The organism is Kangiella sp. (assembly GCF_048265365.1).
Lineage (GTDB): Bacteria > Pseudomonadota > Gammaproteobacteria > Enterobacterales > Kangiellaceae > Kangiella.
Window position 1 is genome coordinate 953,064 of record NZ_JBLXBT010000001.1, and the last position, 23,243, is coordinate 976,306.

The window sequence follows — 23,243 nt, forward strand, 5'->3', positions numbered from 1 at the left end:
GCTTATTGCTATATGTTTTTTATTCTATAGGTCTACTATACCAGCTTATTTGTTGGGTGGTAGTGGTTAGTTATGAATCGAACAAAAAAGCCCAGAGCATGTCTGGGCTTTTTTGATGTTTGAACGGCTTGATTATTTAGCCATGCTTTCATCGCGAATGGCTTTAAATTCAGTGCCTTCATACCAGTTTGGATAATCGCCACTGTTGCTTAGAAGATAGCCTGCTTCAAAGAAAACTTTGACGTCATCTAAAGCTGCCTCCCAAGCCCAGTTTTCCTGGTACTCATCGCACACCTGGTGGTAGCATTCGCCACGCTTTTTGTTGTGTTGTTCGATCAGTTCCATGTCCTGCCCTTCACGGTATTCTGTACCACCGCCGGCATAGATTGCTGGAACACCTAATTTAGCCAGACTGAAGTGATCAGAGCGGTAATAACCACCACGCTCTGGGCTGGCTTCTGGCACTAGCTCACGTCCTTGGCGCTCGGCTGCTTGAGAAACATAAGTTTCCATTTCTGATTTACCGAAGCCAACAACGGTCAGGTCGGTAACGCGGCCACTGATGTTCATGCTATCAATGTTGAAAGCGCCAACAATTTTGTTCATCGGCACAGTTGGATTAGCTGCGTAATATTTTGAACCGAGTAAGCCTTGCTCTTCAGCGGTAACGGCAATAAAGGTGACGCTACGCTCCGGTTGCTCTGGAAGTGCTTTGAAAGCTTGAGCAATGCTGATGATGCCGGCGGTACCGGTGGCGTTATCCACTGCACCATTGAAGATTTGGTCGCCTTCAAGGTGCGGATTCATACCCAGGTGATCCCAGTGCGCCATATAAACCACATGCTCATCCGGCTTGGTTTTGCCCGGAATGGTAGCGATCACGTTAGGCGATTGTGACTTTTCAATGGTATTTCTAACGGTTACCGATGCGGTTGCATCGATCGGCACTGCTTTGAAATCAGGTTTCAGGGCAGCTTCTTGCAGTTCATTTAAATCCAAGCCTGCCTGGCTGAATAGATTTTGCGCCTGGTCATAGGTAATCCACATTTCCACATCAAGCTTAGGGTCATCGCCTGCTTCAGCAAGATGATACTGTGGGCCAGACCAGCTGTTTGAAACCACGTTCCAGCCATAGGATGCAGGAGCTGTGTCGTGAATGACGATTGCAGCGGCGGCACCCTGACGAGCGGCTTCTTCGTATTTATAAGTCCAGCGACCATAATAGGTCATGGCTTTACCTTGGAATAGTTCAGGATCCTGAGTGTGGTAGCCTGGGTCATTGACCAGAATGACAGCCGTTTTACCTTCCATATCAAGGCCTTCATAGTCATTCCAGTTATATTCCGGAGCGACCGTACCAAAGCCAACAAATACCAACTCAGACTTATCCAGGCTGATGGTGTCGACCAGTTTGCTGCTGTTAGCAACGAAGTCTTCCGGGAATTTCAAGGTGTTGTCACCCAGTTGAAGTTCCATATTGGCATCGGCTTCGATGCTGGTTAATGGCACTTGCTGTAGATAGCTGTCACCGTTGCCTGGCTCTAATCCCAGCTTTTTAAACTCACTGGTCAGAAACTCGACTGTTTTACGGCCACCGTCAGTCGCTGGACTACGACCTTGGAAATCGTCAGTGGACATGGTTTTGACGCGTTCTTTAAATTGCGCCAGATCGATATTGTCATAGGCGGTTAAGAAGCTATTTTGTGGCTTGCCACTTGCTTGCGGTTGAGCCGGCTTTGTTGCTACTTCTGTTTCTGCTTTGTCAGAAGCGGGTTGCGCTGATTCCTGTTGCTTGTCATCGCAAGCGGTCAGAAACAAAGCAGCTAAAGATAGAGTTATTAGGGATTTTTTCATCATCTGGTCCTACTCTTTGAGCTGTTATTAAGGTTACGAGTGGACATCATATTACCCATGCCGAGGGATTAACTCAACTTCGAGCCTTTTGTAGCCATTGAAGGTGAGTTAAAGAGAGGCCTGGGTAACTTTCCTTTACATCGCAGGACTTGACTGGCGGGCTCGTCTCGGTAAGCTAGTTGCACTTGTTTTGTAGAGTAGAGAGTCTCATCCATGAAAAAACAACAGATAACCCATAGGCTTCTGAAGTCAGTGCTGGGTTGTGCACTATTACTATCTGCCAGTCTTCAGGCAGAACCCCTAACGTTAAATAAAGTCATGTCCGATCCGGACTGGATAGGCAATGCGCCCGAAAATGTCTATTGGCACGCTGATGGCCAGAGCATCTATTACCAACAGAAAATTGCCGGTAATAAGGAAAAAGCATGGTACCAATTAGATCTTGCCACTAAGCAAGCACAAAAGCTAAGCGACAAAGAGTTGCTTGAGCGAGATGGCAATAATGGCGTTTTAAGCCCGAATAAAACCTTAAAAGCCTATAATCTGAACGGCGATTTATACGTTCGCTATCTTGAGTCGGGTGAGGTTCGCCAGCTGACTAAAACTTTGGCCAATGAAGGCCAGCCAATGTTTATTGGTAATCAGCAAGTGGCTTTTCGTGAGGACAACAGTTTCTATAGCATTAATCTGAATGATGGCTTGATCAGTCATATAGTGGATGTTCGATTAGAAGATGACCCAGACAAAGATGAAGATAAAGGTTATCTGGAAGAGCAGCAAACTCGGTACTTTGATTATATCCGTCAGCAACAGGAACAACGCGAGCACGATAAAAAACGTAAGCAACAGATTGCTGAAAGCTCTGAGCGAGGAGCTCCCGAGCCTTGGTTTTTGGGTAAGAAAAAAGAGATTCATACTTTAAGCCTGTCGCCTAATGGTCGCTATGTGATTGTCGGTACTTACGACAAGTCTGAAGACAATGGCAAAGCAGATAACATGCCGCGTTTTGTGACTGAAGATGGTTACGTCAAGAATGATGAAGTTAGAGCGCTAGTCGGTACTTCTGAACCGCGCCATGAAACGCTTTATTTGCTGGATCTCAACACTCGCCAAAAATCTGAATTAAGTTATGAAGATCTGCCTTATATTGAAGATGATCCATTAGCAGATATTAAACGCGATACGGCACGAAAGTTGGATAAAGAATATGAAGCACATAAAGGTATTCGTAGTGTTTCTTTGTTTGACTGGACTCCAAATCGTGGTATTCAATGGTCGCCAGATGGTAGTAATGCTTTGTTGATGTTGTATTCAGCGGATAACAAAGACCGCTGGATTGCCAGCATAGATTTTGACGATAAAGAGTTAGCGAATCAGCATCACATACGTGATGAGGCATGGGTTAATGACTGGAATTTTAATGATTTTGGTTGGGTTGATAATAAAACCATTTACTACACTTCAGAAGAAACTGGCTTTAGCCATCTTTACACCAAGTTACTAACCCGTGGTGACGATGCACTGACCAAAGGTCGTTATGTGGTGGACTCGATTACTTTGTCGCCCGATAAAAAGTTCTTCTACTTTCGCGCCAATAAAAAGCATCCAGGAATTTTTGAAGTGTATCGTGTTGCTGTGGGTGGCGGTGATTCACAGGCGGTAACAGATATGGGTGGTTTAAATGACTATGTATTGTCTCCAGACGGTACCAAGGTCATCATCGAGCATTCCGAAGCTTTAAAGCCGAAAGATTTATATTTAACCGCTGCGACTGGTGGTGATGTGGCGCAATTAACCGATACCGTATCGGAAGAGTTTAAGACTGTCGCCTGGAGCGAACCTGAATACATCGAAATTCCATCGCGTGAAGCGGATATGCCTATCCACGCACGCTTATACAAACCGGCCGATTTTGATGCGGAACGTGCAGAACAATATCCTGCCGTGATTTTTATCCATGGTGCGGGTTATTTACAGAACGCCCATCAGGGTTGGTCAAACTACTTCCGTGAGTTCATGTTCCACAGCTTTTTGAACCAGCAGGGTTATGTGGTACTCGATCTCGATTATCGTGGCTCGGCCAATTATGGTCGCGACTGGCGTACTGCGATTTATCGCGAGATGGGCACACCTGAAGTAATTGATTTACAGGATGGTGCAAACTGGATGGCCAGCAATGCCAATGTTGATCGTAGTAAGGTTGGAATTTATGGAGGCTCTTATGGTGGTTTCCTGACCTTCATGGCTCTGTTTACAGCGCCTGATGAGTTTGCTGCTGGTGCTTCCTTACGTCCGGTTACCGACTGGGCTCATTACAATCATCCTTACACTTCAAATATTTTAAATACGCCAGAAGTGGATCCGGTTGCTTATGAGCGCAGCTCACCGATTGAGTTTGCGGAAGGTTTGAATAAGCCATTATTGATTGCGCACGGCATGGTTGATGACAACGTATTCTTTAAAGATACGGTTCGTCTGGTGCAGCGTTTGATTGAATTGGAAAAGACCGAATATTTCGAAACCGCGATTTACCCGATTGAGCCGCATGGCTTTACCGAGCCATCAAGCTGGTTGGATGAATACAAACGGATTTACTTCCTGTTCGAGCGTCATCTGAAGTGAGTGTCCCTGCATAAAACAAAAAAAGGCTTCCGATTGGAAGCCTTTTTTGTGGTTGAGGAGCGAGCACTACTCGTCCCTACAGTGTAGAACTACAACGTATTTTTGGATTTCTTAACATCACCCAAATAGATTTCGCGGTATGAAATATAACCGATCCCCACCATTACTGGCATAAGCACCGCGGCTAGCAATGTGCTTAATAATAGATCCGCTGCAACCGGTGGCAACACTGCTGAAACAAGTGCTCCAATGATCATTGATATTAATCCAACGGCGATTCCAAGACCTATTAATACCAATATCAAAACAATCATTGGAAGTAGGTTTTTGATACCAGCAATAAAGCTATTCAGGAGTGCTGATAATGGACTCTGTTGCTGGAACAAGATCAGGTTTGGGGCAAACCAGTTGGCCAATGATAAGGCAATGAAACTGAGGAATATCCACAGAACATAAGGTCCGATCAAATCAGCAAAGCCTTCCAACTCAGCTTGCACGGCCTGTGGATCCGTTCCTGCTTGTAGGGTTGCCCAATCAATTGCGGCTAGCTCTTCTATACCGATGGCGTTGAAAATTGCGTAGGCAACGCCTCCACCTAGAACGGCAAAAATGACGCAGTAAATAAGTAAGCCTAATTTTCGCGCGTGACCAAACCCCTCAAAAAATTGTTGTGGGGTTATATCACCATTTTTTTCCTGGATTTTATTGGCACCGATAAAGCCACCGGCAAAAAATAGCGGATTTAATATCAATACCAACATGGCCAGAACCACGCCCATCATTGGGACAATAGTGGTCACTATGCTATAAATTAATCCAGCTAAAAACCATTTACCAAAGTGCGGTACGAAGATTTCTGAAAGCGAGCGCTCAACCCAGTGATAGCCACGGCCAGGTGAGACAACCTGGGCCTGACCATTAGACGGCGGGGGCGACTGCTCCTCATCAACATGAATAAATTCGTTGTTATTATCCATCATTTTTCCTTGTTTCTATCAGACGATATTAGTCTTTAGATGATTTTATTGGCTTCATCAAAGTCCAGGCGCGGGCTGCGCGGGAACAGATCTTTTTCTGAACCATAGCCAATATTACAGATAAAGTTCACTTTGATGCTGGTGCCTGCAAAGAAGGTTTCATTTACCATTTTCTGGTTAAAGCCAGACATTGGGCCGCAGTCTAATCCAAGCGCACGTGCTGCCATAATAAAGTAGCCACCTTGCAAAGAGCTATTGCGGAAAGCGGTGGATTCGATGAACTTCTCTTTGCCAACGAACCAACTTTTAGCGTCAGTGTGTGGAAATAGTTTAGGTAACTTTTCGTAGAACTCCATATCCATACCGATAATCGCGCAGACTGGAGCTGACATGGTTTTTTCCTGATTACCTTCCATCAGGCAAGGTTTTAACTTTTCCTTCGCTTCTTTGCTTTTGACGTATATTACGCGCATCGGACAGCAGTTGGCTGAGGTTGGTCCCATCTTAACCAGATCATCAAGTTTATGTATTAACTCGTCTGAAACATCCTTATCTTGCCAAGCGTTATAAGTGCGAGCGTCGAAGAAAAGGGTATTCAAGGCTTCTTGAGAAAGCGGTTCATTAATATTTCGTGACATAAAATCCTCGTGATTTACTGTGTATGGGGTGCATTTTACGCATTGTTTGTCGATAATACAGTCCGATTTGCTATTTTGTGCCATAGGTTTTGTGGCTAATCCCTGATGGAGTCATTCTTGTACATGGTAATTTCACCTCGATGAAAATGCTGTCAAACCTTAAGTTATCGCTGGTTTTCCTGTCAGCGGGGATTCTTATTGCCTGTAGTGCGTCCGAAGAGGATATTTTGCGTTGCGAGCAGCATTTTCATGCTAAAAGCTATAAGGTTGCCGAGCAATATTGTAAGAAAGCAGCTAAATCAGGTGATGAACAGGCTCAGTATTTATACGCCATGATGCTGTTTCGTGGGTTAGGTGTTGAACTTGATAGTGAGCAAGCGACAAAGTGGATGTCTCGCTCAGCAGAGCAGGGTTATGAAAAGGCGGTATTCCATCAAGCCATTTCTCACTTAACCAGCAAGCACCAAAGCGTCAGTATCAAGCAAAAAGAACAAGCTCTGAAAACCATGCAAACCTTCGCAGAAAACGGTGACAAGGTTGCTCAGTATTGGATGGGTAATACTTTTTACTTTGGCTATATCGATGATCGCAGGAGTTACAATGAGGCGGTTTACTGGTATCAGCTGGCGGTTGAACAGGGTAGCTATCAAGCGATGAACAATCTGGCCTGGATAAAAGTGGTTAGCCAGGGGTCAGAGTTATTTGATCCTGAGCAGGGGCTTATATTGGCGGAGCGAGCCGTGGCAAAATATCCAGAGAACCATGGGTATCTCGATACTTTAGCTGCAGCCTATGCTGCTAATCAGCAATTCGATAAAGCTGCTGCTACTCAATTAAAAGTCATAGAGTTGGCTTCCCACGATGACTGTCAGAAATGCGACAGGCTGGTTGATTACTATCAAATCCATTTGCAGACCTATTTAAACAAGCAGGCAGTTATAAAATCTTTCGAACATTAGAGCTTTGAAGATCAAGCGGGGTTAGGTTAGGCTTAAGGAACATTATAAAGTCATCAGTAAAGCAAGGATTTGAGCGATACGCTATGTCATTGAACTCACCGCTAAAACGAACTCTACCAGCTTTAAGCCTAACCTTGCTGATTACATCCTGTGCAAGCACCTCCAACCTAGACCCTGACAACTCCGAAAATAATGATTACTGGTATTGCGCACCCGGTGACCAGAGAACCTGGCGTTGTGCAGAAGAGAAAGAATCGCTGGGACTAAGCTATTATCGTTTCTGGAAAACAACTCTGGACCCCGAAGCTGAGCAGTTTGAGTCAGAAGAGTCTAAGCAAACTGCTGATGACCCGATTATGGTTCAGGGAGCAAAGGTTTCAGTTGTTGAAGAAGTATCACCAGAAGTTGCTGATGAAGCAGAAGATGAGGCTGCGGATATGCCTGAAGAACCGCTTAGCCAACAGCGTATTGAACAACCAGCCGCAAAGACTAAGCCAACTTATGCTCAGTATGAAAAGCATGGAAAGTACGGGAAGGTTCTTCAACTAGCAGCCTACCATTCACAAAGTCAGGCGCGGTCATTTACTGATTCTCTCGATGAAAAGTTGTCTCAAAAACCAAACCTTATTAGAACACGGGTTAGCGGTCAGATTTATTACACCGTTGTTTTTGATCTGCTAAGCTCGCAACAGGAGGCGGAACAACTCACCGCTGAGCTGGCAGAATTGTTTCCTACCATGCAACCCTGGTTAAGAAGTCGTGCTGGATTTGAAGCGTTACGCGCGGACTAATGTTGACTGCCCACAAACCATCTTAATGTAAGATATTGACCAAATCGGTCGCTAAATCCTGTTCAGGCTTTTCAATAATGCGTCCCAGTTCTTTACCTGCTTGAGATACTATAATCGTCGGAGTGTAAAGGATATCATTGGCTTTGGCACGACCTTGAGGCTCTTGTTTTTTCATGTCTAGTGCAATCAGTTGATAACTGATATTGGGGTTGCTGACTTCATCCAGCAAGCGCATCAACTCAGGAACTTCACGAATACTGTCATGACACCAGACACCAAAAAAGACGGTTAAATGAGTTGCTTCGGAGACAGCTTTCAGCTTCTCGATAGACTCTGACGGCTCTTGTGCTGGGGAATTAGACCTTTGGAAATAAGGATAAGTCTTCACTACTTCTGAGTAGCTAATATCGCCTAGCAGAATAGTTGGTTTTTGCTGATTATCGGTGGTCTGGCAAGCGCTTAACAAAAGTAAGAAAATGACGCACAAGAGAGTTGCTTGAATAATAGATTTCATAGTTACTGTCACTTAATAATGAAGTTTGCTTAACGGTCTACTGGTTCAAAGTCCAGACTGACTGAGTTCACGCAATAACGCTGACCGGTGTCTGTCGGACCGTCATCAAATACATGCCCCAAATGCGAGCCACACTGTGCGCAACGAATTTCAACGCGTTGCATATTATGGCTGGTATCAGTCAGGTAGGCTATGGTTTTATTATTTTGTGCTCGGTCGAAGCTTGGCCAGCCGCAACCTGAGTCAAATTTTCCACTGGCGTCAAATAAGACGGAGTGACAACACACACAGCGATAAATGCCGTTTGCTTGATGCATATTATATTGGCCGGTAAAAGGGCGTTCGGTGCCTTGTTGTTGAGTGACATGATAAGTCAGCTCATCAAAATTCTTGGCTTTGGTTTCTGCCTGTTTTTTTAATGGCGGGTACTGAATATGAAACTGGCTCCACAGTGCCCAGTGATGAGGCGCGTGAAAAGTCTTGGCCTGGATCTGATCCAGCAAATAGCCATTGATGGCGTCAATTTCGGTAATTTGCCCAGCCATCACATCCTGATACATGGATGAGTAGTTATCGGCAGTTTGTTCAATCACATCGAGAATGATGGTTTTTAGATCGTCTGCAAAATCAAACCCCATGCTTTGTGCAAACTGGCGACTCTCATTAATTAAAGCCAAAAGCTGAGTCTTGTGCTCTTTTTTGAGCAGGTCACCATTTTTACAGCGGTGTATAGCTGTTAATGGGTTAATGACTGCATTGATTAACAGTTTGCGCCACAGCACGGGTTGGATGTTATCGATCCATTCAAATGCCAACGCGGTATCCGCCTGAGTTAACTGATTAAACCAATCGGGAGTTGCTTGCTGCTCTAAAGCACCAAGCACGATCTTGCCCGTTCCCGCATAAACCAGGCTCTGATTCGACTCGCGATAGGCGCCATGGGTGTTACTGGCAAAGAATATATTCTGCTCAGCTACATACCGGCTGGCGATTTGGTCATGCCCCATACCATTTTGAAACAGCACTAACTGGCTTTTCTCATGCAAACGATGCCTGATAGAGTCTAGCGCTGATTGCAGTTGCGGTGCCTTAACGCAGACAAAGACCAAATCCAGCGGTGATGAGTCTTGTTGATTAGAGCCGTGGCCAGAGCTTTGCAGCTGCTTAGTGCTGACTTTCTGGTTGAGATCGCGAAACTGCCAGTCGGGCGAGTCGTATTTGTCAGAATCGCTCACAATAAGCTGGCATTCAACCGAGGCATCAGTTAGTTTATGGGCTAGCAGTTGGCCTATAGCGCCAGCGCCCAGAATTGAAATCATGCTGAAAATTCATTAACCAAATAAAAAACTATCTTATAGTGAAAAATAGCACAATAAAACTTCAATCTTATGCAAAGGGCTTCGTTTACTTTCATCCGGAAGTGATCCGCATGCTGTTGCTGGGCTTTTCAGCTGGCTTGCCCTATTTGTTAGTAATGGGGACTTTTTCTTGGCTGTTAAAAGACGCGGGAATTTCAAGAACCGATATTGGCTTTGCATCCTGGATTGGCCTGGCTTATTCGATCAAGGTGTTGTGGTCACCGCTGGTCGATAACTTAAAAATTCCATTACTTCATAAATGGTTTGGTAAGCGCCGCAGCTGGTTATTTGTGGCACAGGTTGGCATTACATTGTGTTTGCTGGCGATTGCTACCACCGATGCCGGAACTCATACTGCACGAATCATTAGTTTCGCATTGGCGACTGCTTTTTTAGCAGCGACACAGGATATCGTAGTTGATGCCTTTCGGGTAGAAAGTGTTGATGAAAAGAAGCAAGGTGCTGCTTCTGCAATGTATATTATGGGCTATCGCTTAGCCATGATTGCTGCCGGTGCCGGTGCTTTGATGCTTGCCAATGAAGAGGTTGGTGGTAGCTGGCAATTCAGTTATATGGTCATGGCGCTCTTGATGAGTGTCGGTCTGATTGGTTGGCTACTGTCGCCAGAGCCACCTCATGTGGAAAAGGAAATTGGTACTTCAGAACTGGATCATAAAGTGACCAACCGCTTACTGACAGCAGTGCCCACTACTCAGGAGAAGTTGCGAAGGTTTATTCAGTCTAGCTCGATTTCTCAACATATCATCCGCTCAATCATTTCTCCTTTTGTAGATTTCATTATTCGTTATCGCTGGTGGGGACTGGTTATTATTGCCTTTATTATGGCGTTTCGGGTTAGCGATTTGGTGATGGGGGTCATGACCAACGTCTTTTACGATGACATGGGCTTCAGTAAAGATGAAGTGGCTAAGATCTCTAAGATTTATGGTCTTATCATGACCATTCTAGGGGCTTTTATTGGTGGCATCGCAGTCAATCGAACCAGCATTCTTAAGTGTTTGCTCACAGGCTCCTTGTTAGTCATGCTGACCAACTTGCTGTTTGCCTTTATGGCTACCCAGGATAAAAGTAACACTCTTTTGATTGGAGTCATTAGTGCGGATAACTTGGCAGGAGGTTTTGCTCAAGGGGTCTTAATGGCTTATTTCGCTACTTTGGTGAATAGAGAATTTACTGCAACTCAATACGCGCTATATACCTCGTTGATGACTTTGGTGGGTAAAATTCTTGGAGGTTTCAGTGGCGCAGACATTGATCGTTGGGGGTATGAATTTTTCTTTATTTACACCACTTTCTTAGGGATTCCAGCGGTGTTATTGGTACTGGCTTTGATGTATCGAGAGAAACAACTTCAAGCAAAGGTACTATTAAAAGGTAAGGGCGATTCATGAAGCGCCCTTACGTCTGATGGTTCAAGATATTTGATTAAAACAACTAAAAATGGAAATTTAAGCTAGCGTAATAACCGTCAAAGGTAAAATCACTGGATAAATCATCAAAGTTATCGAATTCGACCGTGAAGTTACGGTAACCGACTTCAAAGCCAAAGCCCGTTTCACCTTCATAGCCAAAATACATGGTGTAGTCATTAATTTTGTCATCGGTGGTTTGGCCGATATTCACGGTTGTACCAACATTGAAACCGGTTAACGGTAAATCAAACTGTGCTTTACCATAAAGCATAGGAACTGTGCCCGTGAAATCCACTCGTGATGTGATTGGGCCGCCCGTCGTCACTTCAACACCCACATCCATATAACCATCAAATTGCTTACCCGTAATACCCAAATCTAAATTAACCCAATTATCCAGGATTTCGTAATAAAGCGTGTAATCAATGTTGCTAAAATCGTAGCTTGAAACCGTTGGAGTGCCCGTTAAGAAAGGAACAGAACCGAAAGTGTAGTCCTGACTGGCAGTGCCTCTGGCACTTCCTTCAAGATTGTTTTGCTGGATTTTAATATTAGGTAATACAGGGATGGGGTGTTCTAAGGCAACAAAATAGCTGTTGTCATCGCTGTCTTTGTAGCCTAAGTCATCATTGAAGTCGATATTTTCTGAGCCGGTTCTAACATAACCGTCAATATCGTAATTCCAATTTTGCGCACCGGCATATACACCAACCACATCGGCAGACGCGATGCTTGAGGTAGCTAAAATGGTGGTTGCCACCAATAATTTATTTAATTTCATAGTTTACCCTCTAAACCTATGGTTGTAAGTTAGCGCTATTCTAAGCATTTTATTGTCGAAAGCCTACAGATAAGGCTATCAGTGTGTTAACTAATCGACGCATCACTTGCTATAATCGTGACATCATTCTTATACCAACAACTTTTGTGGACAATCGATTTGGCGGAATCGCCCGACTTTATGGGCAAAAAGCATTGGAACAATTTCAGCAATCTCATGTCTGCGTCATAGGTGTCGGTGGTGTTGGCTCCTGGGTGGTAGAGTCATTGGCACGATCTGGCATTGGCAAGATCACCATGATCGATCCCGATGAGGTCAGTGAATCCAATCTCAACCGTCAATTGGTGGCGCTTGAAAATACCGTGGGTCAGGGTAAAGCCGAGGTTTTAAAAGAGCGCATAGCTCAAATTAATCCTCATTGTCAGGTCACCATTATTGAAGATCTATTGAAACCGGAGAATGTTCGGGATTATATTTCAAAGGATTTTGACTATGTCATCGATGCAATTGACAGTGCTCGCAGTAAAGCGGCTCTGATTCGTTTTTGTAAGCGTAATAAAATTCGCATTGTTTGCGTGGGTGGCGCTGGTGGACAGATTGATGCAACGCAAATTACTATCGCCGATCTGACTCGCACCCATAACGACCCCTTGCTGGCTAAAACTCGCTCCATTCTGCGTTATGACTATGCATTTTCCAGTAATCCTAAACGCAAATACCAGGTTCCTTGCGTTTATTCAACAGAACAACTGTCCTATCCATTGCCGGATGGCGGCATCACTCAAGCTAAGCCAGACTCGGAAAGAGCACTGCGCATGGCCTGTGATGTAGGTATGGGATCTGCAACGCATATCACAGCCACCTTTGGTAATTTTGCGGTAGGTTTAGTTCTGCAAAAGCTTGCTGAAAAGAAAACGTAAAACAACATTAATGAGAATAATCTCAGATAGATTGTGTGTTGAGACAATCCCAGCAATAAGCGGACTTGAATTGATACAAAAGCAAACTATACAAATACATTGAATCACTTTATTGTGGGCAAGTTTTATAATTCAAACAATGACCAGAGGAATGTCATGAAACAGCTTTTTAAATTAGTATTTACTTTGGCTATTGCGCTTTTAATATCTGGCGCTGTTCAATCAAAAGTTATTCCAATAGAAGACTTCGCCAAAAAATCGCAATTCAAGAGTGCCAAAGTGTCGCCTGATGGTGAGCATGTCGCTTTTACTTATGAAGATGGTTCAGAAGTTAAGTTAGCAGTTATGAGCGTTGCTGATAACAAGATTCTGACTTCTTTTGAGGTCGGTGATGAGCGTGAAGTTGTTTATTTTCACTGGGTGAACAACGAGCGAGTACTTATGTTGGCTGCGAATATTACCGGCCATTGGGATGGTGCTTCCAAAGAACCAAAGCTTGTCGCCGGTAATATTGATGGTACTAAGCGCGTTCAATTATGGGATTTTCAACGCTCTAACCTCTCATTTATTAGTCGTTTACAAAATGACGAGAAAAGAATTCTAGTTGGTAAGTCACATTGGTCCGAAAAAGGAGGAATGAAACTCCACAGAATGGATGTTTATACAGGAGAGCTTCTTTATAACTCAGACTCCCCGAAACCTGTGGGTGGCCCCGATTCAGTTATTACTTCCATTGATGTTGATTTAAATGAAGAGCCGAGAGTTGCAGTTGAGTGGGACCGTGTAAATAAAGATGATTTGTATGATGATAAATATATCATTCATGTTAAAGATCCCAGAGGTGACTGGACAACTTTAGATCTTCCAGTAAAGCATGATGGTTTCCCAAAGCTGAAAAAAGTTGGCTTTAATATTACGAATGATAAATTTTACTTTGTATCCAACCACGACCTAGACCACCAAGGTGTTACTGGACTCTTTGAGCTTGATCTGAAAACACGCAAAATAAAGTTTTTATACCGTCATCCCGATGTTGATATAAAGGAAGATCGATATGGTGATATAGAGACTATATATGGTGCTAATGGAGAGGTTATCGGTGTGATTTCCGAGCCTGGTTATCCAGAGTATTTCTATTTAAATGACGACTCTGTGTCTAACGAAGTTGCTTTCCACAAAGCACTAAGAGCTAGTTTTAAAGGCCAAGATATTATCATGACTAATTATAGCAGTGACAATAATTTGGCTATGGTTAAAACCTATAGTGACAAAAACCTGGGTGATTTTTTTCTGTTTAATCGTGAAACCAACAAAGCAAAATACATTGCCAGTTCCATGCCACATCTAAAACCAGAGCTGATGGCATCGGTTGAGCCATTTGTTATGACTGCTCGCGATGGACTGAAGATGTATGGGCAATTAACTATTCCTAATGGTGTTAAACCTAAAGACCTTCCTCTTATCATTTTCCCTCATGGCGGTCCTTATGGAGCAACTGACCGCTGGGGATTTGATTGGCGGGCACAGCTATTAGCCAATCGTGGGTACCTCGTACTACAACTTAATTATCGTGGCTCAGGTGGTTATGGTAAAGATTTTGAAAAGGCTGGCTCTGGTGAATGGGGAGCTAAGATGCAAGACGATCTTACCGATGCTACCCTGTGGGCAATAGAGAAGGGCCTCGCAGATAAAGACAGAATCTGTATTCATGGCATCAGCTATGGTGGTTATGCTGCGATGCAAGGTGTTGTTAAAGAGCCTGATTTGTATCAATGTTCGATTCCGGAGGCAGGACCTTACGAAATTGACTTGCAGTGGGCAAAAGCTGACAGTTTCAGAAATAACCATAAGATGGGTGAAAACTATAAGCGTTATTCATTCGGGTCGGAAGAAGGCGTCATTCGTGAGCGTTCTCCTGTTTATCATGTTGATAAGTTGAAAGCGGCTTTATTGATTGTGCATGGTGAGAATGATGTCCGTGTACCAATCGACAACGCTTATCTGCTTGAAGAAAAACTCAAAGAAGCGGGTAAAGAGTATGACACCTTCTATAGGAAAGACGGACATGGTTTCCAGAAGGTTGAGTATCGAGTTGAGTCGTTTGAGAAGATTTTAGACTTCCTGGATGAACATATCGGTAAGTAAGCCTTTATTGAGTCATATTAAAATAGCCACCTTTCGGTGGCTATTTTTTTTTGCCCATAATAATATTAAAAGAATACTTGAAATATTTTCAGGTTATCCCCAAATAGAATTTTGAGCACTAAGTCTCTGAGAGATTAGAGCTCATTAACGTTAACAATATATTGCTTCTATTGGAGGATATGATTATGAATAGAATAGATTTAAGTCCACTATACCGTAGTAGTGTTGGTTTCGACCGTTTAGCATCTTTACTGGATAGCTCATTGCGTGGCGAACAATCTACTGGTGGATACCCGCCTTACGACATCGAAGTTCTAGATGAAAATAAATATGCAGTAACCATTGCGGTTGCTGGATTTGATCGCCATGAGCTGGACATACAGGTTGAAAAGGGTGTGCTAACCATTCGCGGTCGCAAAGAGAATACGGAACAGGAACGTAAGTTCTTGCACCAAGGCATTGCTTATCGTGCCTTTGAACGTAAATTTAACTTGGCTGATCATATTGAAGTGGTTTCAGCCGATATTAACAACGGTTTATTGACTATTAACTTGAAGCAGGAAATACCTGAAGCAATGAAGCCTCGTACTATCGAAATTGGCACTTCAGAGAATCCAGCTGAAAAAGTCTTAGAGCACAAGAATAAAGCAGAAGAAGCTGCTTGATTTTTGCTGCAAATCTTAGGCGCTGTATTGGTAAGCGGAGCTTGAGATTTGGCTAAGACTAAACCGTTAGTCATAAAAAAGCAGTAGTCAATGGCTACTGCTTTTTTCTTGTCCCGATAACTTATAAACGCTCCAGAATCCAATAGCCTCCCATGAGTGCAATTAAAACCGCAAGGGTCGGTACTAATCGATATTGCAGCACTTGAGTTTTTCTCAATCGAGTCAATAGCGGGTAAAGTAGAAAGATGATGGCTACCTGTCCTATTTCTACTCCCAGATTGAAGGCTACTATGCTTGAGATTCTGTAGGTTTCACTAAGCCCCAGTTCGGATAAAGCACCAGCAAAACCCATTCCATGCAGTAACCCGAACAGGAAAGTAATGACCCCAAGTCGCTTGACCCAGTGAGTAATAATATTAATGGCGGTAAAGGCAACCGAGATAGCAATACCAATTTCTGCCCACTGAGAAGGAATTGACAGTATCTTCAATGCAGTCAGTGTCAGTGTGATTGAATGAGCCAATGTGAAGCTGGTAATGAGTACTAACAGGTCTTTAATAGCTAGCTTCTTTGTGCCAGAAAAACGTCCTTGCCGAAAGCGCAACCAGGCAAAAGGTAAAATCAGCGCTAATACGAAGAGAACATGATCTAGGCCAAACCAAATATGGATGACACCTTGGTATAAATAAAAGTTGATGGTATCCAGTAAACTGGTTTTGACAAAAGCTAGTGTTGCTGTCTGATTTGAATCATCAATAATAAAGTAGCTTTCTCCACTCTCCTTATTTTCCCCATCATTGAAATTCCAACTCAATAACAATTTATGGTCATTTAAGTGCTCGAAAAAAGCGTTGTACTGTACGACTAATTCCTCAGCAGAGATAGACGATAGTGGACAGCTTACCGTTAATGGAATATGCAGTAATGTTTCGCCATACAGTTCTGAAAGCCTTGGTGAGTTGGACCAGTTAAGCTGACAGCTTATTACCGAATCGGATGTTTTTTGCGAAATAGTAAAGCGCTCATTTAGATAGAGTTGAATGACAGGTAGGCTTTGTTTCACTTCCTGCCATAATAGTTTGCCATCATTATTTGGATCGATAGACTGTGCTTGCTGAATATCCTGTAACGATAATGCTAAATATCCCTTATATTGTTTTTGTCCGCTTGGCTCAAGTTTAGCGTGGGCAGTGCTGAATTGGTGAGCCGAGCTGGCCGGTGCATTCAATAGCATAATTGCACTTAAGAGAAACACTGCAACAAATGAGCAAAGTTTAAATAAGTTTTGTAAACTTAAGATTTTAATGTTGCTCATGAGTAACTCCTTGCTGATTTATTTGTCGAGCAAGCATCAATAGTTCGCTATCTGCTGGTTCCTTCACTGATTGCCAGTTTTTTTCTGCCCAATACAAGGCTTGTTCAGCTTGAGGGTCAATGTGTAGGTAATAATAAGCAATGTCGGCGGCATGCAGTCGATCATTTCGTTTAACTCTTAATTCAATTCGTTGCTTAGCCAAACTTTGTAATTCGTTATTGTTGCCAAGAATTTTCTCGGCTCTGGCCATTCTAATGATCAGCCCATCTTCCAGTTCAATATCAGGATTGTTCAGTTGTTTCATTTTCGTTAGCACCAAATTGGCATTGCCATTACTCAGTGCCATATCGGCCCATTGAAACCACTGGCTATTAGGAGCTTGATCTAAGTTAAAAGAAAAGTGCTGCTGAGCGTCGAATGTTTTACTTAATATTCTGGCAATTGATCCTGCAACCTGGTGATACCAGTTAAGCACTTCTTGTGAGCTATGGGCGTATTGTGGTTTAAAGTCACCAAGTAACTTATAAGTTTTTTCCGGTTGTCCTGCTAATGCTTCGGTTTCGATTAAGCAAAGCTGAGCAAATAAGGGTAACCTTTGATTGAGCAGTTGATTGCATGATTGTCGAGCCTTGTCATACTGCCCTTGAATATGATGGATGCGTGACTCAATCAATATCTTCTGAGCATACAAGTGAGTGTTTTGCTTGATGCCTTTTAGCTCCAGTAATGCTTCTTTAAAACGATGCTGTTTTTGTAACAGTTGTGCCTTGAATAGTTTTAACCGTGAAGCTTCACGGGAGGATAATAGTGTGGGATCGTTTTCAACAACATTTGCCCACTGAAATACAAGCTGTCGAGCTTGCTGTTCGAGATGACTTTTTCCAGGAAGACTCGATTCAATCAATAAATTCTGTATTACAGGTTCTAGTTTTTTCCAGTTATTGCTTGAGTAAACTTCAGTTTTTTCGTTTGCAGCAATCTTAGGATTGGGTTGGTAACTGAGGACCAGCACATGGTCATTCTCAGGGAGCCAGGTATTATTTTCAGCATAGCCTGTGTTTGAAATAAAAAGCACTGGCAGGGCAATAAGCCCTGACAGTACTGTGTTAAGAGAAGTTTTAAGGATAGAGTTCTTCATCGATCATTGTTCTCCTTCAATGACCAAGTCCTGGTAGTAGTCGGTACTATCGACATCGAATATGAACTCACGGCCATTAACACCTGATGGTTCATCATTTTCAGCTTTGGAATAAGAATCTCGGCTGTAAGAACTGAACATCTCCTGTTTCACATTGATAGTGATATCGACGATAGCTGGATCGGATGTAGCACTGCCATCGCTTACAACAAAGCTAAACTCATCACTACCTGTGTAACCATTATCAGGCGTATAACTGAAGCTTCCATCAGAGTTAATGCTTAAGACGCCATACATCACATCTTGCGACACGCTGAAGGTTAAGCTATCTCCATCAGCATCTGAGCCTTGGAGCTGCCCATCAACTGTGGCGTCAGTTTCAGTTATGATGCTTTGGCCTACGGCCTCAGGCTTAGTATTAACGGGAGGATCATCTCTGTATGATGGCCCATCGCTATCACAGCCACCCAATATGAGTGCGCTTAGTAACAGCACACTTAGCAAGGGGATGGGCTGCATATATTTTGCAATATTCATCAGTTCCTCCTTAGTTTGGTGAGCCAGCTAATGGCGTGCGTAAGTAAGGGAATTGCTCATCAATATCCGAGGCTGATAAAGGCGCGCCGTCGGTGAATGGAGCTGTACCCACATTGGCATCTTCAGGTTGGCATAAACCCAGGTTGGTTGGCGTGCCACTAACCGGAATATCATGACACAAGCGACCCATAACAACGCGTAAAGCAATATCCACTACGTCATCACCAGGGCGACGTCCATTTGGGAAGCCTGCCAGATCATCACCGATAACACCAAGAGGCGATTGATTCGCAGCCGGTGTGGCTGGAATAGCTGTATTCAAACGCAGCATTTCTGAAGGGGTCACAGTTGCCTGTTGGTTGACGCCTGCAAAACCGGTCAGGAAGGCAGCGATCAGATCATTTCGCGGGAAGTTAGTTGGTGCGATGGTTTCAAAGTTCGTCCCTAAAGTCGCATTGACCGCATCACGGAATAACAGGTCAAGCAGTGCCGGGAAGCTCGGGTGGGTCACATAGTCTGCGAACTGGATATCTGAGTTAGGATGAGCGGTAGAGAATGTGTCCTTGTCAGGTAAACCAATGACCACTTCGTTGACTAATGGAGCACTCAAACGCGAGATTTGCACCATAGCACCGCCATTAACTTCTGGCTTTTCGAATGTCGCATTAGGGTTCTGAATACGAGCTTGTGGCAAGCTGGCTGTTGTCCATGCACCAATTACGCCATTGCCATCACCGACTAAACAGCTGGCTGGCACCTCTAATGCCAGAGTAGTGACATTCTTGTCTCTCAGATCATCATTAGCGACATCCTGAGTGATACCACCGGGGAAACCACCACCATCTCCAGCACCTGGTTCGCTATCACCTTCGACAGGAACATAGTTCACTAAGTCAAAGCTTTCGCCAAGATTTACCGCAAAGGGGTCTTTACGCTGACCAACAAAAACACGCCCCGGCTGCGAGCAGTTTGGAAGAGTGACATTGTATACGTACTGATCCGCATAAGCCTGATAATCGGCTGCCGAGGAAAATGTTTTATCACCAATATAGTCCCAAGGCTTGGTGAAGGTTGAATCTCCCATATCACTGTTTAAGGTTGTTCGTGTTCCAGATTTAACAGGGCCTTCAATTTGTGTCAGGTTATAGGATTCAACAAAGTTTAAAGCTGAGTTATCACCTGCGGCAATCCCACCAGCATTTTTTAGAGGGATGGCTACCTGTCTCTGGTTACCATCAGGTCCGATAGTCAACTTGATGCCTTCTCCATTAGCTGCCAGCGTATTGGTAAATTTAAATTGATAAGTGAGATCTTCAATCGCATCACCATCACTATCGATATGGATGTTATAGGCAGCAGCCGGATCCATTGCGAAATAATTGGGACCGCCATAAGCGTCTTGCAGCGGGATGTAGTTTGCTAAAATAGTGACATATCCAGCTCGCTCAGTTTCATAGCTGTTGAAAAGATAAAAATCTGTTGAATCAACCGTTGGATAACGGGTGATATTCGGAGCTTCGCGGTGACTGGATGCCTCCGCAGCTTGATACATGAAAGTGCTGGCTATAGTGAAGCAAACAGCACTGGTTATTAGTTGTTTTTTCATAACGAGTTACCTACCTTCTTTGTGTGTGTAACTCGTATACGGTTGGAAGATGCAACTGGATGCAAAAAAAATGATATTTTTTTACATCCAGCTGAAATAGCTAGCTTTTAATCTCAATCCACTGGGCCGTAAGAATCACTGGGCCGGTCGGTGCGCCAGTTGGCGAACCATTTTCAGGTTCAATACTCACCGCCAATCCTGATTGAATGAGATTTGAAAGCTGTGCTGGAATGACCAGTTCTTTATTACCTGTTTTAGGCAATAAACCTAAAGAAATAGGGGCCTGACCATTGGCTGGTAGCATCCACAGCTCAAAATCCTGCTCGGCTTGTATCTCTGGCAGGCTTTTTACTGTAACCGATAGCTTATCGTCAGTTTGTTGCACAACCCATGCAGGCTGGTTTGCTTCTACCTGAAGAATGGCCAATGCCTGTGGAGAGGATGGCTGCTGCGGCGTAATTAACGGCTGTGCTGTCCACAGGTAGGCGACTATTAACAGACTTGCAGCTGTCGCTAGCCAGCCCGAGATTGTCCACCATGAGGAAGCCTTGGATTTGCTATCCCAACCAAGTCTTGCAGTGATGCTCTGCCATACCTGCGGATCAGGATCTATTGGCGCAAGTTCTTCAGCCATGGGATTTAAAATTTGCTCCCAATGCCATACTGCTTGCTGTAAGTGGCTATGCTTAATGATTAATTTTTTGAAACGACGGCGAGCCAGAGGCGTCATAGTGCCAATCACATAGTGTTTAGCCAGTTCGTTGGAGAGCTCTTCGTTATGATATCTCATGACTTGAGGCACCTTTTCAGCGCGTCAAGGCCGCGTCTGATCCAGCTTTTAATAGAGCCAAGAGGTGCACTTAAATAGCGGGTGATTTCATGATGGGTATAACCATAAAGGAAAGCCAGCTGAATGGTATGTCTTTGTTCGCCCTTCAGTAAACGCATACATTCATCAAGCTTAACATTGGAAGCATTCATGTCCAGGTCAAGTTGCGGACTAATATCCGTAGGTTCAGGCATCTTGTGCTGATACTTTTGCTTCATCTGCGAGTGGCGCAGCTGATCAATGCATCGGTTGCGTAGAATACTGATCAACCAAGTCATTACACTACCACGTTCAGAGTGATACCCTTCTGGATTGTGCCAAACCTTAATATAGACTTCTTGCAAAACTTCTTCCGCCAAATCTTTTCGCCCAAGCAATTTAGTTGCTATGGCCAGTAACTTTCCCGAGGAGTTTTCGTACAAGCTTTGAAATGCTTGTCGGCTTCCCATCGACATATCGTTTAACCAGGCAAGGTGTTGCTGGTCAATACTCTGTTGCTCAGACATGTTTACCCCATTTGTTTGAGTAACATTACTGTTACGGTTATTTAAAGCTTTTGGATGCAGTTTTTGCACTTATTAGTTTCAAGCTACTCTCGGTAACGTGAATATTATGTGTATATGATGGCCTGACCAGAAGGAAAAGTATGGCAGTGGTCACAAAAGTGCTTAAGGAAGATGAAAAAAATCAAATAAGGTGAGTTCAGGAAAGTTTAAATGCTTTCAGGCAGCCCTTGAAGACTGCCTGTGGTTAGAATGCAAGGATTATTCTTTTAGTGATACTTTGTCATTGGCTATCTTTAAAAGAGTAGCAAGCAGCAAATTTGAGCCTTGTTCGACATCCTGCCAGTGAGACCACTCATCAGGAGCGTGGCTTACGCCGCCTACACTGGGTATGAAGATCAAACCGGTCGGAGTTAGATCGGTGAAGAATTGAATATCATGCCCTGCACCGCTCGGCATCCGCAAGTAGTCATAACCAAGCTCTTCTGCTTGTTGTTCAATTATTTCAACCAGTTTTGGGCTAAAGTATTTCGGACCCATCCAGCTCATTTGTTCGTACTCGAAGCGAAGTTTATGCTTGCGTGCAATAGAGGAGAGAACTTTGCCGCAGCTATTGGCAATTTGATGCATCACTTCCTCACTCATATCACGACCAACTAAGGTAAAGTGAGCTTCGCCGGGAATGGTGTGAGCATAGCCTGGTTTTAAATCAACGCGGCCTATGGTTAGGCGACTTTTATCAGTTCCTTCTTCATCAATAATACGGCTAATTTCATGTGCAAAATCGGCGACACCCATAAAGGCGTCACTGCGCATATCCATTGGCGCTGTACCGGCGTGATCGGCCTTACCTTTTAATTTGACCAGCCATTTAAAGACGCCAGAAATACCATCAACGACTCCGATAGATTTTTGTTGTTTTTCAAGCACTGGGCCTTGTTCAATGTGCAGTTCTAAAAAAGCTTTCATACTGCCTGGTTCGCGACGACAATGCAGTGCATTGTGAATATCCAGCCCACATTTCTGCATGGCATCTTTTAAGAATTCGCCCTTGGGATCTTTGGCACTTTCTAACCATTGAAAATTTAAATTTCCACTTAAGGCTTGCGCACCCAGCATGCCGCCAAAACGACCTTCTTCTTCACTGGTGCCAATAATTTCGATAGGGTGGTTCGGTTCGATATTGTTTTCTCGAAGTACTCGAATGCATTCCAATCCGGCAATAACACCAAGCGTTCCGTCGAACATACCGCCCGCAGGAACTGAGTCTAAGTGCGAGGCGATGATGATTGCGGGTTTATCCGGATCACCTAAACGACCGCACACGTTTCCCACTCCATCCATGTGAGTTTGCAATCCATTCGCTTCAAACTGTTGCATAACCCAGCGACGAGCTTGCATATCGATGTCGGTTAAACCTTGTCTATAAATACCTTTGTCTTTTTCATTAAAGCCAAAGTTTGCTAATTCATATAAATCTTTTTCGATTCTATCGATGTTAACGGAATAGATAAGCTATACCTCTTCTTTGCGTTATTGTTTTACCTTATCAAATTCCAATAGGTTAATGTAAGTGTTTAATCTTTAAACAGCTAATTTGATCTAAGTCCTGAGCTTTGCTAAGGTTACTTGTCTTTGCAAAGACAATGTAAATTTTT

The 23,243-nt window shown here is 43.7% G+C and carries 20 protein-coding genes and 1 pseudogene; 7 read left to right on the plus strand and 14 right to left on the minus strand.

Translation table 11 applies throughout. The annotated features are described in order from the left end of the window. Positions 1 to 132: 132 nt before the first annotated feature. Positions 133 to 1,854, minus strand: a complete 1,722-nt coding sequence (locus ACN0VI_RS04465) for a M28 family peptidase (protein WP_417445912.1) — start codon at positions 1,852 to 1,854, stop codon at positions 133 to 135. Positions 1,855 to 2,067: 213 nt separating this feature from the next. On the opposite strand from ACN0VI_RS04465, the gene ACN0VI_RS04470 reads away from it, so the two are divergent. Then, entirely contained in the window at positions 2,068 to 4,476 is a 2,409-nt protein-coding gene (locus ACN0VI_RS04470) for a prolyl oligopeptidase family serine peptidase (protein ID WP_417445913.1), read from the plus strand. A gap of 89 nt (positions 4,477 to 4,565) precedes the next feature. Here ACN0VI_RS04470 and ACN0VI_RS04475 read toward each other — a convergent pair whose 3' ends face one another. Both ACN0VI_RS04475 and ACN0VI_RS04480 read right to left on the minus strand, forming a co-directional pair. After that, the gene (locus ACN0VI_RS04475; RefSeq protein WP_417445914.1) at positions 4,566 to 5,453 is read right to left on the minus strand and encodes a BPSS1780 family membrane protein; all 888 of its coding nucleotides are present in this window, start codon (positions 5,451 to 5,453) and stop codon (positions 4,566 to 4,568) included. Between the two features lie 35 nt (positions 5,454 to 5,488). Beyond that, a complete protein-coding gene (locus tag ACN0VI_RS04480) occupies positions 5,489 to 6,091 on the minus strand; it encodes a malonic semialdehyde reductase (protein WP_417445915.1) in 603 nt (200 codons plus the stop codon). Between the two features lie 140 nt (positions 6,092 to 6,231). Between ACN0VI_RS04480 and ACN0VI_RS04485 the strand changes: the two genes are divergently transcribed. Together ACN0VI_RS04485 and ACN0VI_RS04490 are read left to right on the plus strand one after the other, a co-directional pair. Next, positions 6,232 to 7,050, plus strand: a complete 819-nt coding sequence (locus ACN0VI_RS04485; protein WP_417445916.1) for a sel1 repeat family protein — start codon at positions 6,232 to 6,234, stop codon at positions 7,048 to 7,050. A gap of 83 nt (positions 7,051 to 7,133) precedes the next feature. Next, the gene (locus ACN0VI_RS04490) at positions 7,134 to 7,841 is read left to right on the plus strand and encodes an SPOR domain-containing protein (RefSeq protein ID WP_417445917.1); all 708 of its coding nucleotides are present in this window, start codon (positions 7,134 to 7,136) and stop codon (positions 7,839 to 7,841) included. Between the two features lie 22 nt (positions 7,842 to 7,863). Here the strand turns inward: ACN0VI_RS04490 and ACN0VI_RS04495 are convergent, their stop codons facing one another. The 3 genes and pseudogenes from ACN0VI_RS04495 to ACN0VI_RS04505 form a co-directional block, all read right to left on the minus strand. Next, the gene (locus ACN0VI_RS04495; protein WP_417445918.1) at positions 7,864 to 8,355 is read right to left on the minus strand and encodes a thioredoxin family protein; all 492 of its coding nucleotides are present in this window, start codon (positions 8,353 to 8,355) and stop codon (positions 7,864 to 7,866) included. Positions 8,356 to 8,384: 29 nt separating this feature from the next. Beyond that, positions 8,385 to 8,789 (minus strand): peptide-methionine (R)-S-oxide reductase MsrB, encoded by a 405-nt coding sequence (gene msrB, locus ACN0VI_RS04500; RefSeq protein ID WP_417446572.1) that lies wholly within the window; start codon positions 8,787 to 8,789, stop codon positions 8,385 to 8,387. Positions 8,790 to 8,804: 15 nt separating this feature from the next. Continuing rightward, positions 8,805 to 9,674: pseudogene (locus ACN0VI_RS04505) on the minus strand (ketopantoate reductase family protein); the annotation flags it as partial. Positions 9,675 to 9,712: 38 nt separating this feature from the next. Here ACN0VI_RS04505 and ACN0VI_RS04510 point away from each other — a divergent pair. After that, positions 9,713 to 11,125 (plus strand): AmpG family muropeptide MFS transporter, encoded by a 1,413-nt coding sequence (locus tag ACN0VI_RS04510; RefSeq protein WP_331889882.1) that lies wholly within the window; start codon positions 9,713 to 9,715, stop codon positions 11,123 to 11,125. Between the two features lie 43 nt (positions 11,126 to 11,168). On the opposite strand, the gene ACN0VI_RS04515 is transcribed toward ACN0VI_RS04510, so the two are convergent. Continuing rightward, positions 11,169 to 11,927: a TIGR04219 family outer membrane beta-barrel protein gene (locus tag ACN0VI_RS04515; RefSeq protein ID WP_331889884.1), complete on the minus strand. Its 759-nt coding sequence runs from the start codon at positions 11,925 to 11,927 to the stop codon at positions 11,169 to 11,171. A gap of 83 nt (positions 11,928 to 12,010) precedes the next feature. Here ACN0VI_RS04515 and tcdA point away from each other — a divergent pair, with 83 nt between their 5' ends. From tcdA to ACN0VI_RS04530, 3 genes are all read left to right on the plus strand, one after another. Then, positions 12,011 to 12,847 carry a tRNA cyclic N6-threonylcarbamoyladenosine(37) synthase TcdA gene (gene tcdA / locus ACN0VI_RS04520; protein WP_417445919.1) on the plus strand — a complete coding sequence of 279 codons (837 nt, stop codon included), beginning with the start codon at positions 12,011 to 12,013 and terminating at the stop codon, positions 12,845 to 12,847. A gap of 156 nt (positions 12,848 to 13,003) precedes the next feature. Then, positions 13,004 to 14,992, plus strand: coding sequence for an alpha/beta hydrolase family protein (locus ACN0VI_RS04525; protein WP_417445920.1), 1,989 nt, complete (start codon positions 13,004 to 13,006; stop codon positions 14,990 to 14,992). Positions 14,993 to 15,177: 185 nt separating this feature from the next. Then, positions 15,178 to 15,657 (plus strand): Hsp20 family protein, encoded by a 480-nt coding sequence (locus ACN0VI_RS04530; RefSeq protein WP_417445921.1) that lies wholly within the window; start codon positions 15,178 to 15,180, stop codon positions 15,655 to 15,657. 121 nt (positions 15,658 to 15,778) lie between these two features. On the opposite strand, the gene ACN0VI_RS04535 is transcribed toward ACN0VI_RS04530, so the two are convergent. From ACN0VI_RS04535 to ACN0VI_RS04565, 7 genes are all read right to left on the minus strand, one after another. Then, complete coding sequence (locus ACN0VI_RS04535) at positions 15,779 to 16,972, minus strand: HupE/UreJ family protein (protein ID WP_417445922.1); 1,194 nt, start codon at positions 16,970 to 16,972, stop codon at positions 15,779 to 15,781. Next, positions 16,959 to 18,110, minus strand: coding sequence for a hypothetical protein (locus tag ACN0VI_RS04540; protein WP_417445923.1), 1,152 nt, complete (start codon positions 18,108 to 18,110; stop codon positions 16,959 to 16,961). Before ACN0VI_RS04540 ends, ACN0VI_RS04535 begins: the two co-directional genes overlap by 14 nt. Positions 18,111 to 18,113: 3 nt before the next feature. Next, positions 18,114 to 18,647 carry an Ig-like domain-containing protein gene (locus tag ACN0VI_RS04545; RefSeq protein ID WP_417445924.1) on the minus strand — a complete coding sequence of 178 codons (534 nt, stop codon included), beginning with the start codon at positions 18,645 to 18,647 and terminating at the stop codon, positions 18,114 to 18,116. A 10-nt stretch (positions 18,648 to 18,657) separates the two neighbouring features. Next, positions 18,658 to 20,199 carry a DUF4331 domain-containing protein gene (locus ACN0VI_RS04550; protein WP_417446573.1) on the minus strand — a complete coding sequence of 514 codons (1,542 nt, stop codon included), beginning with the start codon at positions 20,197 to 20,199 and terminating at the stop codon, positions 18,658 to 18,660. A 154-nt stretch (positions 20,200 to 20,353) separates the two neighbouring features. Then, positions 20,354 to 21,043, minus strand: coding sequence for an anti-sigma factor domain-containing protein (locus tag ACN0VI_RS04555; RefSeq protein ID WP_417445925.1), 690 nt, complete (start codon positions 21,041 to 21,043; stop codon positions 20,354 to 20,356). Next, positions 21,040 to 21,588, minus strand: coding sequence for an RNA polymerase sigma factor (locus ACN0VI_RS04560; protein ID WP_331891635.1), 549 nt, complete (start codon positions 21,586 to 21,588; stop codon positions 21,040 to 21,042). The genes ACN0VI_RS04555 and ACN0VI_RS04560 overlap by 4 nt, the downstream gene beginning before the upstream one ends. 258 nt (positions 21,589 to 21,846) lie before the next feature. Then, positions 21,847 to 23,097, minus strand: a complete 1,251-nt coding sequence (locus ACN0VI_RS04565) for a Zn-dependent hydrolase (RefSeq protein ID WP_417446574.1) — start codon at positions 23,095 to 23,097, stop codon at positions 21,847 to 21,849. Between the last annotated feature and the right edge of the window lie 146 nt (positions 23,098 to 23,243).

What these genes read in the sequence shown, in the direction of transcription:
- ACN0VI_RS04465 (WP_417445912.1), bottom strand. Translation starts at nt 1,854, where the DNA reads ATGAAAAAATCCCTAATAACTCTATCTTTAGCTGCTTTGTTTCTGACC.
- ACN0VI_RS04470 (WP_417445913.1), top strand. Translation starts at nt 2,068, where the DNA reads ATGAAAAAACAACAGATAACCCATAGGCTTCTGAAGTCAGTGCTGGGT.
- ACN0VI_RS04475 (WP_417445914.1), bottom strand. Translation starts at nt 5,453, where the DNA reads ATGGATAATAACAACGAATTTATTCATGTTGATGAGGAGCAGTCGCCC.
- ACN0VI_RS04480 (WP_417445915.1), bottom strand. Translation starts at nt 6,091, where the DNA reads ATGTCACGAAATATTAATGAACCGCTTTCTCAAGAAGCCTTGAATACC.
- ACN0VI_RS04485 (WP_417445916.1), top strand. Translation starts at nt 6,232, where the DNA reads ATGAAAATGCTGTCAAACCTTAAGTTATCGCTGGTTTTCCTGTCAGCG.
- ACN0VI_RS04490 (WP_417445917.1), top strand. Translation starts at nt 7,134, where the DNA reads ATGTCATTGAACTCACCGCTAAAACGAACTCTACCAGCTTTAAGCCTA.
- ACN0VI_RS04495 (WP_417445918.1), bottom strand. Translation starts at nt 8,355, where the DNA reads ATGAAATCTATTATTCAAGCAACTCTCTTGTGCGTCATTTTCTTACTT.
- ACN0VI_RS04515 (WP_331889884.1), bottom strand. Translation starts at nt 11,927, where the DNA reads ATGAAATTAAATAAATTATTGGTGGCAACCACCATTTTAGCTACCTCA.
- ACN0VI_RS04525 (WP_417445920.1), top strand. Translation starts at nt 13,004, where the DNA reads ATGAAACAGCTTTTTAAATTAGTATTTACTTTGGCTATTGCGCTTTTA.
- ACN0VI_RS04530 (WP_417445921.1), top strand. Translation starts at nt 15,178, where the DNA reads ATGAATAGAATAGATTTAAGTCCACTATACCGTAGTAGTGTTGGTTTC.
- ACN0VI_RS04535 (WP_417445922.1), bottom strand. Translation starts at nt 16,972, where the DNA reads ATGAGCAACATTAAAATCTTAAGTTTACAAAACTTATTTAAACTTTGC.
- ACN0VI_RS04540 (WP_417445923.1), bottom strand. Translation starts at nt 18,110, where the DNA reads ATGAAGAACTCTATCCTTAAAACTTCTCTTAACACAGTACTGTCAGGG.
- ACN0VI_RS04545 (WP_417445924.1), bottom strand. Translation starts at nt 18,647, where the DNA reads ATGAATATTGCAAAATATATGCAGCCCATCCCCTTGCTAAGTGTGCTG.
- ACN0VI_RS04550 (WP_417446573.1), bottom strand. Translation starts at nt 20,199, where the DNA reads ATGTATCAAGCTGCGGAGGCATCCAGTCACCGCGAAGCTCCGAATATC.
- ACN0VI_RS04555 (WP_417445925.1), bottom strand. Translation starts at nt 21,043, where the DNA reads ATGAGATATCATAACGAAGAGCTCTCCAACGAACTGGCTAAACACTAT.
- ACN0VI_RS04560 (WP_331891635.1), bottom strand. Translation starts at nt 21,588, where the DNA reads ATGTCTGAGCAACAGAGTATTGACCAGCAACACCTTGCCTGGTTAAAC.